The organism is Actinoplanes sp. NBRC 103695, assembly GCF_030269485.1.
Classification (GTDB): domain Bacteria; phylum Actinomycetota; class Actinomycetes; order Mycobacteriales; family Micromonosporaceae; genus Actinoplanes.
In genome coordinates, this window is the sequence record NZ_BSTL01000029.1 from 60,222 (window position 1) to 76,590 (window position 16,369).

Annotated in this window: 15 protein-coding genes; 9 read left to right on the plus strand and 6 right to left on the minus strand. The window is 71.6% G+C overall.

Annotation, left to right across the window (positions count from 1 at the left end; all coding sequences use genetic code 11):
- Positions 1 to 20 precede the first annotated feature (20 nt).
- Positions 21 to 740: a TylF/MycF/NovP-related O-methyltransferase gene (locus QSK31_RS38435; RefSeq protein WP_285689641.1), complete on the plus strand. Its 720-nt coding sequence runs from the start codon at positions 21 to 23 to the stop codon at positions 738 to 740.
- A gap of 60 nt (positions 741 to 800) precedes the next feature.
- Here the strand turns inward: QSK31_RS38435 and QSK31_RS38440 are convergent, their stop codons facing one another.
- Positions 801 to 1,412: a response regulator transcription factor gene (locus QSK31_RS38440; RefSeq protein WP_285689642.1), complete on the minus strand. Its 612-nt coding sequence runs from the start codon at positions 1,410 to 1,412 to the stop codon at positions 801 to 803.
- Between the two features lie 402 nt (positions 1,413 to 1,814).
- Positions 1,815 to 2,216 (minus strand): nuclear transport factor 2 family protein, encoded by a 402-nt coding sequence (locus tag QSK31_RS38445; RefSeq protein WP_285689643.1) that lies wholly within the window; start codon positions 2,214 to 2,216, stop codon positions 1,815 to 1,817.
- Positions 2,217 to 2,357: 141 nt separating this feature from the next.
- On the opposite strand from QSK31_RS38445, the gene QSK31_RS38450 reads away from it, so the two are divergent.
- From QSK31_RS38450 to QSK31_RS38465, 4 genes are read left to right on the plus strand one after another with little or no spacing between them, the layout of a single operon-like run.
- Complete coding sequence (locus QSK31_RS38450; protein ID WP_285689644.1) at positions 2,358 to 3,656, plus strand: cation:proton antiporter domain-containing protein; 1,299 nt, start codon at positions 2,358 to 2,360, stop codon at positions 3,654 to 3,656.
- Positions 3,653 to 3,844, plus strand: coding sequence for an MbtH family protein (locus QSK31_RS38455; protein ID WP_285689645.1), 192 nt, complete (start codon positions 3,653 to 3,655; stop codon positions 3,842 to 3,844). Before QSK31_RS38450 ends, QSK31_RS38455 begins: the two co-directional genes overlap by 4 nt.
- 19 nt (positions 3,845 to 3,863) lie before the next feature.
- The gene (locus QSK31_RS38460; RefSeq protein ID WP_285689646.1) at positions 3,864 to 7,151 is read left to right on the plus strand and encodes a non-ribosomal peptide synthetase; all 3,288 of its coding nucleotides are present in this window, start codon (positions 3,864 to 3,866) and stop codon (positions 7,149 to 7,151) included.
- Positions 7,148 to 7,435 carry a hypothetical protein gene (locus QSK31_RS38465; protein WP_285689647.1) on the plus strand — a complete coding sequence of 96 codons (288 nt, stop codon included), beginning with the start codon at positions 7,148 to 7,150 and terminating at the stop codon, positions 7,433 to 7,435. The genes QSK31_RS38460 and QSK31_RS38465 overlap by 4 nt, the downstream gene beginning before the upstream one ends.
- A gap of 221 nt (positions 7,436 to 7,656) precedes the next feature.
- On the opposite strand, the gene QSK31_RS38470 is transcribed toward QSK31_RS38465, so the two are convergent.
- Complete coding sequence (locus QSK31_RS38470) at positions 7,657 to 8,589, minus strand: ParB/RepB/Spo0J family partition protein (protein WP_285689649.1); 933 nt, start codon at positions 8,587 to 8,589, stop codon at positions 7,657 to 7,659.
- 59 nt (positions 8,590 to 8,648) lie between these two features.
- Positions 8,649 to 9,404, minus strand: a complete 756-nt coding sequence (locus QSK31_RS38475; RefSeq protein ID WP_285689650.1) for a leucyl/phenylalanyl-tRNA--protein transferase — start codon at positions 9,402 to 9,404, stop codon at positions 8,649 to 8,651.
- Between the two features lie 82 nt (positions 9,405 to 9,486).
- Between QSK31_RS38475 and QSK31_RS38480 the strand changes: the two genes are divergently transcribed.
- The 4 genes from QSK31_RS38480 to QSK31_RS38495 are packed head-to-tail and all read left to right on the plus strand — an operon-like array spanning position 9,487 to position 14,340.
- Entirely contained in the window at positions 9,487 to 10,254 is a 768-nt protein-coding gene (locus QSK31_RS38480; RefSeq protein WP_285689651.1) for a thioesterase II family protein, read from the plus strand.
- A gap of 44 nt (positions 10,255 to 10,298) precedes the next feature.
- On the plus strand, positions 10,299 to 11,315 hold the full coding sequence (locus QSK31_RS38485; protein ID WP_285689652.1) for a fatty acid desaturase family protein: 1,017 nt from the start codon (positions 10,299 to 10,301) through the stop codon (positions 11,313 to 11,315).
- Entirely contained in the window at positions 11,312 to 12,544 is a 1,233-nt protein-coding gene (locus QSK31_RS38490; RefSeq protein WP_285689653.1) for an ATP-grasp domain-containing protein, read from the plus strand. The genes QSK31_RS38485 and QSK31_RS38490 overlap by 4 nt, the downstream gene beginning before the upstream one ends.
- Positions 12,545 to 12,564: 20 nt before the next feature.
- Positions 12,565 to 14,340 carry a PA domain-containing protein gene (locus QSK31_RS38495; protein ID WP_285689654.1) on the plus strand — a complete coding sequence of 592 codons (1,776 nt, stop codon included), beginning with the start codon at positions 12,565 to 12,567 and terminating at the stop codon, positions 14,338 to 14,340.
- A gap of 41 nt (positions 14,341 to 14,381) precedes the next feature.
- On the opposite strand, the gene QSK31_RS38500 is transcribed toward QSK31_RS38495, so the two are convergent.
- Both QSK31_RS38500 and QSK31_RS38505 read right to left on the minus strand, forming a co-directional pair.
- A complete protein-coding gene (locus QSK31_RS38500) occupies positions 14,382 to 14,507 on the minus strand; it encodes a hypothetical protein (protein WP_285689655.1) in 126 nt (41 codons plus the stop codon).
- Between the two features lie 19 nt (positions 14,508 to 14,526).
- The gene (locus QSK31_RS38505) at positions 14,527 to 16,362 is read right to left on the minus strand and encodes a carbamoyltransferase family protein (RefSeq protein ID WP_285689656.1); all 1,836 of its coding nucleotides are present in this window, start codon (positions 16,360 to 16,362) and stop codon (positions 14,527 to 14,529) included.
- Positions 16,363 to 16,369: the final 7 nt, after the last annotated feature.

A 16,369-nucleotide genomic window follows, 5' to 3' on the forward strand; every position in this document is an offset into this window, starting at 1 on the left:
CGCCTTTGAGCATGCGACCCATGACTTTGGAAAGCGCACTGGCGTTCGGCGGCACCCAGGACGACTGGGCGGCCACCCGAGGCCGGATCACCTATCCGACCCGGGCGCAGGTGCTGGAGACGGCCTTCTTCCTGTCCCGCGCGGTGCCCGGCAACATTATCGAGTTCGGGACGTACCAGGGCTATTCCATGCGGGTGCTGCGCGACGAGCTGTGGCGGGCCAAGGTCTGGGACCGGCGCCAGCGCGGCAAGCGGCTCTACGCCTGCGACTCGTTCGAGGGTCTGCCGGAGGGCTACGAGCACCTGGCCAGCGGCACGTTCGCGACACCCGTGCCGAAGCTGCGCGGCGTACGCATCGTGAAGGGTTTCTTCGACGCGTCGCTGACGCCGGAGCTGGCGGCGGAGGTCGGCCGGGTGAGCCTCGCGCACCTCGACGCCGACCTGTACAGCTCGACGGTGACCGTCCTGGACTGGCTGGGCCCGCTGCTCGGGCCGGGCAGCCTGCTGCTGTTCGACGAGTTCCTCGGCGAGGACCCGGCCGAGGCACGGGCGTTCGCCGAGTGGTGCGAGAAGCAGGGGATCAAGGTCGCCTTGCTGGCGCTGTTCGGGCGCGAGCCCAGCGGCAAGGGCGACAGCAGCGACCGGCGGGCGCTCTACCAGATCGTCGGCGACCAGCGGATCGACAAGCCGGCGCCGCTCACCCCGGACCGCTGGCGGCGCCGCCTCTCGTCCACCTGGTGAGCTGTGTCAGGGGCTGACGCTCGCGTCGTCAGCCCCTGACCGGGATCGGTCAGCGGCATCTCAGGCGACGCGGACGGTTTTGGCCATGCGGGCCAGCAGTGCGATGCGGGTGAGCTCGGCCTTGTTGCCCACCCCGAGCTTGGCGCGGATGCGTTTGACGTAGGTGTCGACGGTGTGCGGGCTGATGCCGAGGCGGGTGGCGATCTGCCCGTGGGTCAGGCCCCGAGAGATCTGGATGAGCACCTGCTCCTCGCGTTCGGACAGGTTCAGTGCGGGCGGGTCGGGATGCTCCGCGAGGTTCGGGGCGCAGTGGCCCTCGGGTACGACATGAGTTCCGGCCGTGACCGCCTGCAGCGCGTCGACCAGTTCCTCGCCGGACACCCGCTTGTCGATCAGGCCGGAGGCGCCGGCCCGCAGGTATTCCTGTGCGGGCAAAACTAATTCGCTGACCATCACCAGGGCCTGCGTGGTCCGGGCGGTCTCGGCGATGTAGTCGAGGATGCCGGCCGGCGCGAGTGCGTCGGCGTCGATCAAAGCAGCGTCGGCGAGCCAGGAGACGGGATCGGCCGGAGAGGTCCGGGTCTGGACGATGGCGATCCCTCCTTCGGTCAGGACCTGGATGAGCCCGACTAGATAGACCGGAGAGCTGATGAGCACGTCAACCCGAAGCACGGCACCCCCACAAGCGATCGGCTCGAATATCCAATTGCCCCCGCGCCGTCCGCTGGCGGACGGCGGGCCGGTGTCGTGCAAGGTGTCCCCCCACCGTGGACGACGCCAGCTCTGTTCGAACCATAACGATCATGTGCTCTTTTGGGAGAGATGTGTCGGTCGCGCCAATCGGGGACATTGACGCACTGCAATGTCTGCTGTACGGTGCCGCGTTGATCTCCATTGGACGCTCTGGCCTGGGCGGACTCTCCGGCTCCGGAGGAGGGCACTCGTTCGCAGGCAGCCCCCTGGCAGGCTCGATGCATCCTGGATCGCTGCGGTGTCGTACGGCGGGCTGAGGGGTGAAGTCGGGGTAAAGGCCGACGCATGACGGAAAGGCGACAGTTCGCCCGGATCCGGTCGTCAGGCTCCGTGCGGCGTCATCTGGAAACTGATGAACCGCCACCCGCGCTGGTCGTCGCGGCGCAGAATCTGAGTCGCCACGCCCTCGATGGTGCGTTCGCCGCCGTCCGGCGTACGCAACCGGTTGATGAGCGGCCCGGTGATCACCGCGACGTCGCCGACCAGGCGGATGAGCAGCTCACCTCGCGTGACGCCGAGGTAGGGGCGGCGGTTCGCGGTGTGCTCGATCAGCTCCGCCTTGGTGTGCGTGATGCCGTGTGCGTGCGTGTGCACCAGGGTCTCGTCGAACAGGTCGTCGAGCGCGACCAGGTCGACGGCGACGAGGGCGCGCTGCCGCCGCCGCTCGATCTCGTGAAGCTCCGACGTCACCTGCGCGCCGGGTGGATGAACGGCAGTGTCCATGTCGACTCCTCGGGGTGAGGCGGCCATCTTCCGTCGTGGCCGGGCCAGGCTGCCGGTCGCCGGTTCACGTGACTCCGCCGCCCTGCCCGTTCCCACCTACGGTCGATCACAGGTGCCCGTGGGTGCGAAGGGACGGTTCGGATGGACATCGATGACATCACCACGTTCGTACGCGCACTCGTAGTCATCATCGTGGTCGCCCGCCTCCTGGGCCTCCTCTGCCGGCGGCTCGGCCAGCCGGAGGTGATCGGCGAGATCGCCGGCGGCATCCTGCTCGGCCCGAGCCTGTTCCACGGCGCGATCACCCGCGAGCTGTTCCCGGCCGGGATCCGGCCCACACTGGCCACCGTGTCGGCCGTCGGGGTCTGCGTCTTCATGTTCTTCGTCGGGCTGCACCTGGCCGACGGCAGACTGCGCGGGCAGGGACGCACCGCCCTGGCCCTGTCCGTCGGCTCGATGGTGGTGCCGTTCGTCCTGGGGACCGTCTTCGCCTTCGGGATCGCGGACGACCGGTCCGGCCGCACCGCCGTGCTGTTCTGCCTGTACGTCGGCACGGCCATGTCGATCACCGCGTTCCCCGTGCTGGCCCGGATCCTGACCGACCGCGACCTGATCGACACCCCGATCGGCAGCCTGGCCCTGGCTACCGCGGCGATCGGTGACGTCCTGGCCTGGGCGATGCTGGCTGTGCTGGTCGCCCTCTCCCGGGGTGACGGGCCGCCGGGACGGGTCCTGTTCGTGATCCCGTTCGTCGCGGTCCTCGTCGGTCTGGTACGGCCGCTGCTGTCCCGGCTCGCCACGCGGGGAACCGCGGTGCGGGAGCGGGGCAGGGGAATCCGGATGGCCGTCGGCGCCGGCGTGTTGATCGGGCTGGCCGGGGCACTGTGGCTGTCGTCGGCGGCGACCGACTGGATGGGTCTGCACCAGATCTTCGGCGCCTTCCTGCTCGGCGCGATCATGCCCGCGGCCGGCGGCTCGGCCCTCCGCACGCGGGTGCTCCCGTGGATCGAACGCATCGTCCGGATCGTGTTGCTGCCCGCCTTCTTCGTGGTCGCCGGCCTCGCCGTCGACCTGTCCGGCATGGACGTCGGCGCGTTCGGCCTGCTGGCCCTGATCCTGCTGGTCGCCATCGCCGGGAAGATGGGCGGAGCCTTCGGCGCCGCGAAGCTGCTCCGGGTGTCCACCCGGCACAGCGCCGCCCTCGCCCTGCTGGTCAACACCCGCGGGCTCACCGAGCTGATCGTGCTGGCCGTCGGTCTCCAGATCGGCCTGCTCGACCAGCGTCTCTACTCCTTGATGGTCCTGATGGCGCTGGTCACCACATCGATGGCGGGCCTGCTGCTGCCGTTCGTGTACCCGTCGTCGATGGCGCGGCAGGACCGGGAACGACGGGTGGGCGCCGTGCCCGCACCGCTGGTCGGAAAGGAATCGACGCCATGAACCCGTTCGACGACCCCGAGGGCCGTTTCCTGGTGCTCGTCAACCACGAGGAGCAGCACTCGCTGTGGCCCAGCCACCGTGCGGTTCCGGCCGGCTGGCGGATCGTGCACGGCGAGGACAGCCGGCAGGCCTGCCTGGACCACATCGAGCACCACTGGACCGACCTGCGCCCGCTCAGCGCCCGCTGACCGGGGAGAAAGGGCATCCGTGCTTGCGATCCACGACTTCCTGGAAGAACTGCGTCTGGCCGGCGTCCAGTTGTGGCTGCAGGACGGCCGGTTGCGCTACCGGCCGGCCGGCGGCCTCGACGGTGCGCGGCTGGCGGTGCTCCGGGAGCGCCGCGACGAGGTGATCGCCGCGATGCGCGCCGACCCGGCGCCGCGGGCCCGGCCCGGCACCGTCCCGCTGTCCGAGCACCAGCAAGGCATGTGGTTCCTCGAGCAGATGGGTGTGATGGGCCCGGCGTACAGTCAGACGGCGCTGTACCGCGTCGCCGGCGACCTGGACGTGGACGCGCTGCGGTCGGCGGTCGCCGAGATCCTGCGGCGGCACGAGATCCTGCGGACCGCCTTCCCCGCGCGCGACGGGGCCGGCGTCCAGGTGGTGGAGCCGGCCGGAGACCCCCGCTTCACCTTCCACGACCTGTCCGGCCGGCCCGCCGCCGAGCAGGAACACTGGCTGGACGAGCGCAAACGGGCCTACGCCGAGCATCGGTTCGACATCGCCGAGGCGGCAAACTTCCGGACCGAGCTGATCCGGCTCGCCCCGGCCGACCACGTGCTGGTCTTCCACTCGTACCACCTGGTCATCGACGGGCCGTCGCAGGCCATCTTCAATCACGAGCTGCGCACGCTCGTCACGGCGTACCGCACCGGCATCCCGGCCGAGCTGCCCGAACCAGTCATGCAGTACGCCGACTACGCGCTGTGGCAGGCCGCCCGGGACGACGGCGAGGCGAAGCGGCACCTGGACTACTGGACGGAGCGGCTGGCCGGAGCGCCGCACACGCTCGACCTGCCGACCGACCGGCCCCGCCCGGCTGTCGCCGAATTCGCCGGTGGCGTGGTCGAGGTGCCGGTGCCGGCCGAGGTGGCCGGGGCGCTGCGCCGGCTGGCCCGGCAGGAGCAGGCCACGATGTTCACGGTGCTGCTGACCGCCTTCCACACGCTGCTGTACCGGTGGAGCGGGCAGACCGACGTCAGCGTCGGGATGATCGCCGACGGGCGGGCGCACCCGGACGTCGCCGGCACCATCGGCCACTTCGTCAACCCGGTCGTGCTGCGCGGAGACCTCGCCGGGCAACCGACCTTCACCGCCCTGCTCGCCCAGCTCAAGTCGCGGCTGCTGGAGGCTCTGGAGCACCGGCACGTGCCGTTCGACCGGCTGGTGGCCGAGCTCCGGCCACAACGGGACATGTCGGTGCAGCCGCTGTTCCAGGTGCTGTTCACCTATCTGGTGGCGGAGCCGTTCGAACTCCTGGACGGGCTGACCGTCACGGCGATCGAGCCCGCCGATCAGAAGGCGATGTTCGACATCACGCTGCTGGCCTCGGAGAACGAGGCCGGCGACCTGTATGTCGGCATGGCCTACCAGAAGGCGCTGTTCGATCGGGTCAGCATCGAGCGGCTGGCCGGCTACCTGGTCACCCTGCTGAGCGCGGTGGCCGCCGAGCCGGGCGTACCCATCGACGATCTGCCTTTGATGTCGGCCGCGCAGCGGCGCGAGGTGATCGAGGACTGGAACGACACGGCTCACCCCTTCGACGACGAGATCTGCCTGCACCACCTGGTCGAGCGGCAGGCCGCGGCCACCCCGGACGCGGTCGCGGCGGTGTTCGGAGACGGCGAGCTGACCTACCGCGACCTCGACCAGCGGGCCAACGCCCTGGCCCGCCACCTGCGGGAGCTGGGCGTCGGCCCGGACGAGCGGGTCGGCATCGGGCTGCCCCGCTCGCTCGATCTGGTCGTCGCCAACCTGGCCGTGCTCAAGGCCGGTGGCGCCTGCGTGCCGATCGACCCGACCTACCCGGCCGCCCGCCGGGAACTGATCGCCGAGGACGCGGCGCTGCGGCTGCTGATCGACCCGCCGATGCTGGCGAGATTCGGCGCCCCGGTCAGCGCCACCGGCCCGGCCGACCTCGCCTGCCCGGCGAACATCGCCTGGGTGCTGTACACCTCCGGATCCACCGGCCGGCCCAAGGGTGTGGCCATGTCGCACCGGGCGCTGCACAACCAGGTGCAGTGGCAGCAACGGCAGGGGGCCGGGGGCCGAGGGCGGACGCTGCAGTGGGCCGCCCTCAGCTTCGACATCTTCTACCAGGAGATGCTGACCACGCTGTCCGTCGGCGACACGCTCGTGCTGGTCGGCGAGGACGTCCGGCACGACTTCGGCCGGCTGCTCGACGTCATCGACGAGCAGCGGATCGAGCGGATCTTCATGCCGTTCGTGGCCCTGCACGGGCTCACCGAGCTGGCGGTGCGCCTCGACCGGGTTCCGCGGTCGCTGCGCGCGGTGCTCACCGCGGGGGAGCAGCTGCAGGCCACCCCGGCCGTCCGGGCCTTCTTCGCGCGGCTGCCCGGGTGCACCCTGTTCAACCAGTACGGGCCGATCGAGGTGCACCTGGGCACCTCGCACCAGCTCGACCACCACCCCGAGCGGTGGCCGGCCCTGCCCCCGATCGGCCGGCCCTTCGACAACGTGCGGGCGTACGTGCTGGACCCGGGGCTGCGGCCGGTGCCGCCCGGGGTGGCCGGCGAGCTGTTCATCGGCGGCGCGGCGCCGGCCCGCGGCTACCTGGGCCGGCCCGACCTCACCGCGGAGAAGTTCCTGCCCGACCCGTTCCGCACCGGCGAGCGGATGTACCGCACCGGCGACCGGGTCCGCTGGAACCCGGCCGGGCAGCTCGAGTTCATCGGGCGCTTCGACCACCAGGTGAAGGTCCGCGGGTTCCGCGTCGAGGTGGCCGAGATCGAGGCGGCCCTCACCGGCTGCCCCGGGGTGAAGGAGTGCGCCGTCGCCGCCCACCGCTACGGCGTCGGCGACCGGCGTCTCGTGGCCTACGTCGTGCCGGACCCGGGCGGGGCGCCGTCCGCCGCCGAGATGCGTGCCTTCCTGGACACCACCCTGCCCGACTACATGGTGCCGGCCGTCTACCTGACGGTGGCGGAGCTGCCCCGTACGCCCAGCGGCAAGCTGAGCCGTGCGTCGCTGCCCCGGCCGGACGACGACGCCGAATGGGCCGGCGCGGCGCGCTACGAGCCACCGGAAACCCCGCTGGAGCAGCACATCGCCGAGATCTGGGCCGAGGTGCTGTCGGTACCCCGGGTCTCCCGCCGGGACAACTTCTTCGAGCTCGGCGGCCACTCGCTGCTCGCTGTCGGCGTCGTCACCCGGCTGAGCGAGGTCACCGGGCGTACGGTCACCCTGCGTACCCTGTTCGAGGCGCCGGTCCTGGCCGACCTGGCCGCCCGGCTGAGCGATGCCGGGCCGCGATGACCAGCCAGCCGGCCGTCTTCTGCGTGGCCTGCCCGATTCGGCGGTTCCGGGTCGGCGCCTTCGACGTCGAGCACCGGCCCAAGGCGTCGACCCGGTTCGACCCGGCGACCGGGTCCCGCACGATCCCCGAGTCGGGCATCCCGGTCTGCGTGCACCCGGAGCGGATCGGGTTGCCGCCGGGGGCCTACGCGAGCGCGGGGGCGCCGCTGCCGTACCTGCGGAAGCTCTGGCTGCGGATCCGGCTCGCCCTGACCGTCACCACCGGCCCCCGCGGGCGCTACTGATTTGGACCTGGTGCTTTCGCCGGGGTGCCTGCTCACTCTCGCTGCCGCCAGTCGCGCTCGGCGCGGGTAAAGCCCGGCTGCAAGGCCCCCCGGGTGCCTGCTCACCCTTGCTGCCGCCGCTTGCGGCCGTGGCTGGGCGCGGTCGGTGGTAGGAGCAGGCGCGATTGGTAGGCGAGGCGAGCAGCGGTGGGGCAGGACGGTGTCCGGGGCCGAAAAGAGTCTTAGCCGGCCTGGTCGTCCTCGAGCCCCATCGCCAGCTGGATCCAGGCCGCCGCGCACGACCGCGCCAGCGAGCCGAGGTTGAGCCGGGAGTGCGGCGGGATCCGGCCCAGCGAGAGCGGGATCTCGTCCGGCAGCAGCACCCGGGAACCGAGAAAACGCAGCAGCACCCGGCCGGATTCGGTGTAGCGCAGGGACGGATCCCGCTGGATGACCTCCAGCAGCGACCGCAGCTCGTCGGACGGATCGTCCTCGGGCAGCCGCACGGTCATCTCCCGGTTCGCCTCGCGATCGGCCCGCTCCGGCCGGGTCCGGCGGTCCAGCACCGGGTCCTCGCCGGCCCGTATCCGGGCGCGGACACTGCGGGCGGTCTCCACCGAGATGCCGGCGTCCCGGGCGATCCGGCGCAGCGTCGCCTCCGGATGGCTGGCGATCAGCTCGGCAGCGGCCTGCCGCCCGGCCGAGGCGTCGATCGGCCGGACCCGGCCGTCCTGGCCGATCCGCGCCTGGACCGGCGGCACGCCGATCTCGCGGCGCAGCGATCCGACGGTCTTCGCGGCCAGACCGGCGGTCACGGCGATGGTCCGGTCGGAGAGGTCCGGCCGGGCACGGATGATCCGGACCGCGGCCGCGCGCCGGTCGGTGAGCGTCAGCGGCAGCCCGTGCGACACATTGGACCGGACCGCGAGCAGGAACGCCTCGTCGTCGTCACCGTCGAAGAGGACCGCCGCGATCTCGGGCTCGCCGCGCAGCCGGGCCGCGGCGAGCCGGTGCATGCCGTCGATCACCCGCATGGTGGCCCGGTGCACCAGGATCGGGGGCAGGTCCGCCTCGGTCTGCGCCAGCGCTCGCGCGTGCGCCATGTCCACGCCCGCGGACCGGGGCGAATCGGCCTCGCGGATGGCCGAGATCGGCAACCGTACGACTGAGGTCACCACCCCATCCTGAGCACGCCGCCGGACGCGGGGGACTCACCTGTTTAGGGGTCAGCCGATCACCCGGCGGGCGTGCGCAGGAATCCCAGGCGGCGAACCTCCTCGGCGCCGTCGGCGGGCCGGACCGGATCGCCGCCCCGGGCCAGCGCGGCCAGGAAGTCCGGCCGCGGCACCGGCCCGGCGCCGCGCTGCTGGTTCAGCTCGCTGTCCCACTCGACGTCCAGCAGCGTCACGCCGGTGCCGAGCAGCCGGTACTCGAGGTCGAGCAGTGCCACCTTCGAAGCGTTGGCCCGCCGGTGGAAACAGGTCTCGAGCGCGAAGACCGTGCCGGTGCCGACCCCGACGGCACCGCCGATCAACTCGTCGCCGTCCCACACCTCCACGCTGTGCGCCCAGCCCTGCTTGTGCAGCTCCACCATGCACTCGCACAGCTCGCCGGTCAGCCACTCGGGGGTGCGGTCGCGACGGCACTCGTCGAGCACCAGGTCGAAGCACCGGTTGACGGTGGTGGTCCACGGCAGCCGGTTACGCAACAGCTTCATGAGACTGCGTGGTTTGGTCAGTCGTCCGTACGGGATGACCGGGCGAGGGTCGGGCGACCACCAGGTCAGCGCGTACGGGTCGGGGAGCGGGGAATCGAGCACCGCGGTCGTGCCGGCGGCGACCGAGTCCTCGTACAGGAAATGGTTGGCCTCGATCTCGGCCCCGGACGCCGCCGGCATCGGGAAGGCGCCGTGCCGGTAACCGCCGAGAACCGTGGCCGCCTCGATCCGCCCGCCGATCGCGACCGGCAGGTCGGCCGGTGCACCATCCATGCCGAGTCCGTCCCAGACGCATCCCTCGCAATCAGCCACGTCCGGATTGTGGCCTGAAGACCGTGACTGACGGGAGTCCCCGATGACCGTACCCACGACAATGGACACCAACGGCGCGTCGGCGCGCTGGCTGCGCCGGCCACACCCGCGCCCGGAGCCGTCGGCCCGCCTCGTCTGCCTGCCGCACGCCGGCGGCTCGGCCGGCGCCTACAACTCCTGGCCGGCGCGGCTGCCGGCCAGGATCGAACTGGTCGCCGTGCAGTATCCCGGGCGGCAGGACCGGCTGGCCGAGCCCTGCGCGCGGTCCGTGACCGAGATCGCCGACGCGCTCGTCCCGGCGCTCGCCGGGCTCGCCGACCAGCCGCTGTACCTGTTCGGGCACAGCATGGGCGCTCTGGTCGCCTACGAGCTCGCGATCCGCCTGGAGAGCGGTGGCGGGCCGGACCCGGCCGGACTGTTCGTCTCCGGTCAGCTGGCGCCGCACCGGTTCTCGCCACCGCCGGAGGGAGCGCTCGACGATGCAGGCGTCGAGGCGGAGGCGCGGGCGTCCGGCTGGAGCGACCCGATGGTGTTCGACCACCCGGAGCTGCGCGAGCTCGTGCTTCCGGCGTTGCTGGCCGACGTCCGGGCGGCGCTGTCCTACCACCGTCCCGATCCGGTGCGGCTCCGGTGCCCGATCGCCGCGTACGGCGGCACCGGCGACCCCGGCGACGTCACGGCCGAGCTGACCGCCTGGGGTGAGACGACCACCGGCCCGTCCGCCTGGCGGGCGTTCGACGGCGACCACTTCTACCTCCAGGCCCGGGAGGCCGAGCTGATCGCCGACATCCTGTCCCGGATGTCTAACTGAGGAGAGTCATCAGTTGGACACCCGTGACCGAAGGGACTTCAGGCGTGAGCAACGCGGATCTCGCGGAGCGGTACCGCTTCGCGCCGGACATCCTGGCCGAGGTCCGGAGGGCGTCCCGGCCGGACAACTGGCACGGGCCGCTGGAAGCCGTCCGGCACTGGGTCTGGATCGCCCTCTGGTGCGCGGCCACGGTGCTGACGTGGCGGCACGCCCCCTGGTGGGCGGCGGCTCTCGTCTACGTCGCGGCGGCGTTCTTCATCGGCGGCCGGCAGCGAGGCATCGCCGGGATGCTGCACATGGCCACGCACCGGGCGTTCATGGCCGACCGCCGCATCGGCAGCGTGATCGGGGCGGTCCTCGGTGGATACCCGGTGCTGCAGAGCTACACCGGTTACCGGGCCTCGCATCTCGGCGAGCACCACGGCCGCCTGGGCGACCCCGACCGTGACCCGGACTACCAGCAGTACCGGGACAACGGCCTGTGCGGCGACGACCTGAGCCGCAAGGCGTTGCGCCGTTATCTGCGCAGCGTGGTGACGCCGAAGGCGACCGCCTCGTACGTCATGTACCTGCTGCGGCACCGGATCGTCGCGGCCGGCGAGACCGTGGGGGAGCGGGCTCTGCGCGTGGTGCTGCTGGCAGGCGTGCTGGCCTGGGCCGTGCTGGCCGGTTGGTGGCCGTGGCTGCTGCTGTTGTGGTTCGTGCCGTTGGTCACCACCCAGGTCTGGATCGGCGCGGTGGCCGAGCTGATGGAGCATTTCCCGATCATCGAGACGAATCCCAGGATGGACATCTACATGACCTGGAACCGCGTCTACGGCTTCCCGACCCGGTTTCTGCTGGGCGAGATCGACGGCGAGGGCTTCCACCTGGTCCACCATCTCTTTCCCCGGACGCCGATGTGGCAGCTGCGGGAGGTCGACGCGATCCTGCGGCGTGACCCGGTGTACGCGGCGCTGCCCCGGCTGGGCGGCGCGCTGGGCGGTCTGGAGCACATCTACCGCTCGCTGCCGCCGAGCCCCGGCCAGAAACGCGCCGGCACCGTCCTCGAAAGCGCATGACCGGCCCGGTGGTCGTGGTCTACACGGCCGGCGCCGCCACCCCGATCGAGCTGGCCGCCGACGCCGAGGACCACGAGCTGCTGTTCGCCGCGCCCGTCGGCGACCTGCCGGAGGGGCTGGCCGAGCTGCTGGCGGTGGTCGGCCGGCTCGTCGACGTGACCGACGAGGCGGCCGGGGCCGCCGCGCTGGCCGCCCATCGGCCGGCCGGCATCGTGGCGTTCTCCGACCGCGATCTGCCGCTGGCGTCGCGGTTGGCGGCCCGCCTGGGCCTGCGCTACCACTCGGAAAACACGATGTGCGCGGCCACCGAGAAGGACATCCAGCGGGAACTGTTCCGCGCGGCCGGGTTGCGGGTGCCGCGGGTCCGCGTGATCGACCGGCCCGGGCAGGTGGTGGACGCCTTGGCCGCGGTGGGCGCACCGGCCGTGCTCAAACCGGTCCGGGGCGCGTCCAGCCGGCACGTGTACCGCCTGGACGGCCCGCAGGACGCGCTGCGGCACGCCACCGGCGCGTTCGCCACGGGCGAGGCCGAGCGGTACGTGGTGGAGGAGATGCTGGTCGGCTGCCCGTCGGTCGCCGGGCCGGACGTCGGCGACTACGTCTCGGTCGAGATGCTGTTCTTCCACGGCGAGGTCGTCTACCGGATGCTCATCTCGCGGCTGCCGCTGCGGGAACCGTTCCGGGAGACCGGCTTCTTCGTGCCCGGCCTCCTGCCCGCCGACGTCGAGCACGAGGCCTACCGGATCACCGAGGCGGCCTGCCGGGCCCTCGGCGTCGAGGACGGCTGGAACAACGTCGAGCTGAAGCTGACCGCCGACGGTCCGGTGGTGATCGAGGTGAACGCCCGCCTGGGCGGTTACGTCGCGGCCATGCTCTACCGCTCGTACGGCGTGGAAGCCGTCAGGATGGCGTTCGACGTGGCCGTCGGTCGCCGCCCGGCCGTGCCCGCCGGCCCGGCCGCCGCGGTCGCCTTCTGCTACCAGATCCTGCCACCGGTGGGCGACTGGCGGCTCGAGTCCTGGGGGAGGGTGGCCGAGCTCGAGGACCACCCCGGCATCCTCTCGGTCGTGCTCGCCGCCGGCCTCGGCGACCGGATGGACTGGCGGCTGGGCAGCCAGGGCGCGATCGGGGTGGTGGAGGGGCTGGCCGACCGGCCGGAGGCGGTGCTCGCCAGTGTCCGCGCGATCGAGAAGACGATCGCCGACCAGGTGGTCTTCAGCCCATGGTGACCGAGGATCAGGGAGATCTCATGCTGGAAGAAGGACGGCTGCCGGCCATCGCGCACGGGGTGCGGCTGGTGGGCCGGGCGCAGGTCAACAACCCGTCGGGGGCGGGCCTCGAGCGGCACATCGCGGACCTGGCCGCATACGGCGACCACGCGTTCCTGACGGCGTACCGGGAGCCGACGTGCGAGCGGACCGGTGCGTACGTCATCGACATCAGTGATCCGGAGAAGCCCTTCGAGGTCGAGAGCGCGTTCATGGAGACCACGCCGGGCAACTATGTCGGCGAGGGCCCGAGCGTGATCGAGATCGACAACGAGCACTTCCGCGGCCCGTTGTTCATCCACCCCAACGAGATCTACGCCCAGGCCCACGCGCCGGACCCGACCGGCCCGCGTCAGCGCGGGGGCATCAACATCTGGGACATCACCGATCCGGAGCATCCCGAGCTTCTGGCCGCACACGCCGGCGACTACACCGACGCCGGTGGGGCGACGGTCTCCCAGGCCGTGGAGGTGTACTTCACCTGCGCCTGGACAAATACCGCCACCGGCCGCGCGTACGCCGGTCTGGTGGACGTCACGACGGCGAACGACACCTGTGTGCTGGACATCACCGACCCCCGCAACCCCGTTCTGGTCAACGCCTTCGATCTGAAGGCGGCGCCGTTCGGCGTCACCCAGGACATCTCGAAGGGTCTCACCTCGGTGTTCGGGCACGCGCTGACGGTGCGGGCGGTCGGCGACCGGTACGTCATGGCGGTGTCGTACTGGGACGGCGGATACGTACTTCTCGACGTGACCGATCCGGCGCCGGGCCGTGTCTCGCTGATCGCCCGGTCGGAGCACGCCGAGTTCGACGAGGAACGGGCCAAGCACGGGCAGCAGTCCCCGCCCAAGGGTGGCGCCGAGCACAGCGACCTCTCGCCCGACGCCCGGTTCCTGGTCGGCGCCGACGAGGACATCAACCGGTACCGCCTGCTCGGCACCATCACGTCGGGCCCGTACGCCGGCACCGGGTACACCGCGGCCTGGAGCCCGGGTGCGGGACCGGTCGACACCGGGACCGCCATCTCCGGCACGCCGACCTTCGTCGGCTTCGGCTGCCCGGGCACGGTCCAGCCCGGGTCCGGCATCGCGCTGATCGAGCGCAACGTGTCGATCCTGACCGCCGGGTCGGCCCCGGGCTGCTCGTTCCAGGAGAAGCTGGACGCCGTGGCCGAGGCCGGTTACGACGCCGCCATCATCTTCAACCACCTGGGCCCGGACGCCCTCCAGCAGTTCCCGACGTCGGCCCTGGGCAAGATCCCGCTGATGTTCGTCAACCGCCTGACCGGCCTGAAACTGCTCGGGGTGCCCGGCGTGACCGAGGAGACGGCAGGCGCCACCGAGACACCGGCCGCGCCCACGCTCTCCTCGACCGAGATCCGGGCGGTGTTCGACGGCTGGGGTTACCTCCGGCTGTTCCGGACCGAGATCCCGCCCGGCGGCGGCGCCGGCTCGATGACGCAGATCGGCACCTACGCCATCCCCGAGTCGCAGGACCCGAGGTTCGCCGCCGGGTTCGGCGACCTCACGGCCTCCCACGTGGCGATCGACCCGGACCGCAGGTTGGTCTACGCCACCTTCTACGCGGGCGGTCTGCGGGTGCTCGAGTACGGCGACGACGGCCTGCGGGAGGTCGGCGCCTTCCGGGAGCCCGGCAACGACTTCCTGGGCGTGGTGCGCCACCGGATCGGCGACAAGCACTACCTGCTGGTCACCGACCGGAACTACGGCCTCTACATCCTCGAGGTCCTCTGAGCGGACGACGATGGCGCGCCCCTTAGGGGACGCGCCATCGTTCACGACCAGTAGCTCTGCCGGCCCGGTGACCAGTGCCGGCGCATCGGATCCCGGATGACCCGGGCGACCAGGCCGGCTGGGACCACGAGCAGGACGTAGGCGATGGTGAGCAGGGCTCTGCGCATCAAGGGATCCTTCGTGGAGTCAGTCGAGGGGGACTTCCGTACGCCAGTCCAGCTCCTCCCTCCACTCGGGCTGATCCGCCTTCTCCAGCAGGAATCCGCCGAGCGCGAGCACGTCGATGTTCGTCCGCATGAAGCACGTGTACGCCTCGTGCGGCGTGTTCACGATGGGTTCGCCGCGCACGTTGAACGACGTGTTCACCACGACGCTGCTGCCGGTCTCCTGTTTCAGCGCGACCAGCAGCCGGTGGTACGCGGGATTGTCCCGCTCCCGGACCGTCTGCACGCGCGCGGAGCAGTCCACGTGGGTGACCGCCGGAATCGTCGACCGGGGGACCTTGAGCAGGTCGAGACCGGTCAGGCCGGAGTCCGCCTCGACCGCGAGCCGGGCCGCCTCGGCGACCGGCGCGACCACGAGCATGTACGGGCTGTCCTGCGGAAGGTCGAAGAAGTCCTTCGCGTCGTCGGCCAGCACCGACGGGGCGAACGGCCGGAACGACTCCCGGAACTTGATCTTCAGGTTCATCACCGACTGGGTCCGCGGATCGCGCGGGTCGCCGAGGATCGACCGGGCGCCGAGCGCACGTGGGCCGAACTCCATCCGGCCCTGGAACCAGCCCACCACCTTGCCCGCCGCGATCGCCCGGGCGACCTCGGCCGGCAGCTCGGCCGGACCGAGCCGCCGGTGCGGGATCCCGCCCGCGGCCAGGTAATCGGCGATCTGGTCGTCGCTGTACGCGGGCCCCAGCAACGATCCGGACATGGCGTCGAGCCCGGTGCCGAGATGCGTGCGGCCGGCGCCCCGGTCGGCCGCCAGCGCGAGCGCCGCGCCCAGCGCGCCGCCGGCGTCGCCCGCCGCGGGCTGGACCCAGATCTCGTCGAAGAGCGACCCGGCGGCGATCTTCCCGTTGGCGACGCAGTTCAGGGCGACGCCTCCGGCCATGCAGAGACGGGACTCGCCGGTCCGTTCGCGAGCCGTCCGCGCGAGCTTGACCACGACCTCCTCGGTGACCAGCTGCACCGAGGCCGCCAGGTCGAACTCGCGCCGGGTGAGCTCGCCCTCGGGCTCCCGGCGCGCGCCGCCGAACAGCTTCTCGAAGCCGCGGCCGGTCATCACCTGCCCGCGCAGGAACTCGAAGTAGCGCATGTTCAGGCGGAAGGAGCCGTCGGGCTTGACGTCGATGAGCTTCTCGCGGATCAAGCCGGCGTACCGGGGCTCGCCGTAGGGCGCGAGGCCCATCAGCTTGTACTCCCCGGAGTCCACCTTGAACCCGCAGAAGTAGGTGAAGGCGGAGTAGAGCATGCCCAGCGAGTGCGGGAACCGGATCTCGGCCACCGGTTCCAGCCGGGAACCCCGGCCGTGCCAGAGCGAGGTGGTCGCCCATTCGCCGACGCCGTCGATGCAGAGGACGGCGGCCGACTCGTACGGCCCGGCGAGGAACGCCGACGCCGCGTGCGACTCATGATGCCGCCGGGCGCTGATCTCCGGCACCGGGCCCAGGCCGAGACCCTCGAGCTCGTGGCGGACGACGTCGAGGACCCGCCGCTTCGATTTCCACCAGCCGGGCAGAGTGTCCTGGAACGAGGCCAGCCCGAACGGGACGGCGCCCAGATAGGTGGCGAGGACCCGGCGGAACTTCAGCGCGGGGTCCTCGTAGTAGGCGATCGCCGATACGTCCGCGAGCGTGGCGCCGGCCTCCCCGAGCGCGTACGCGACGGCCTGGGCCGGGAAGGCCGGATCGTGGCGGCGGCGGGTGAAGCGTTCCTCCTGCGCGGCCGCGACGATCCGGCCGTCGGAGACGAGCGCCGCCGCGCTGTCGTGGTAGTAGGCGGAGATTCCGAGGACCAGGTCAGGCATGCGATGA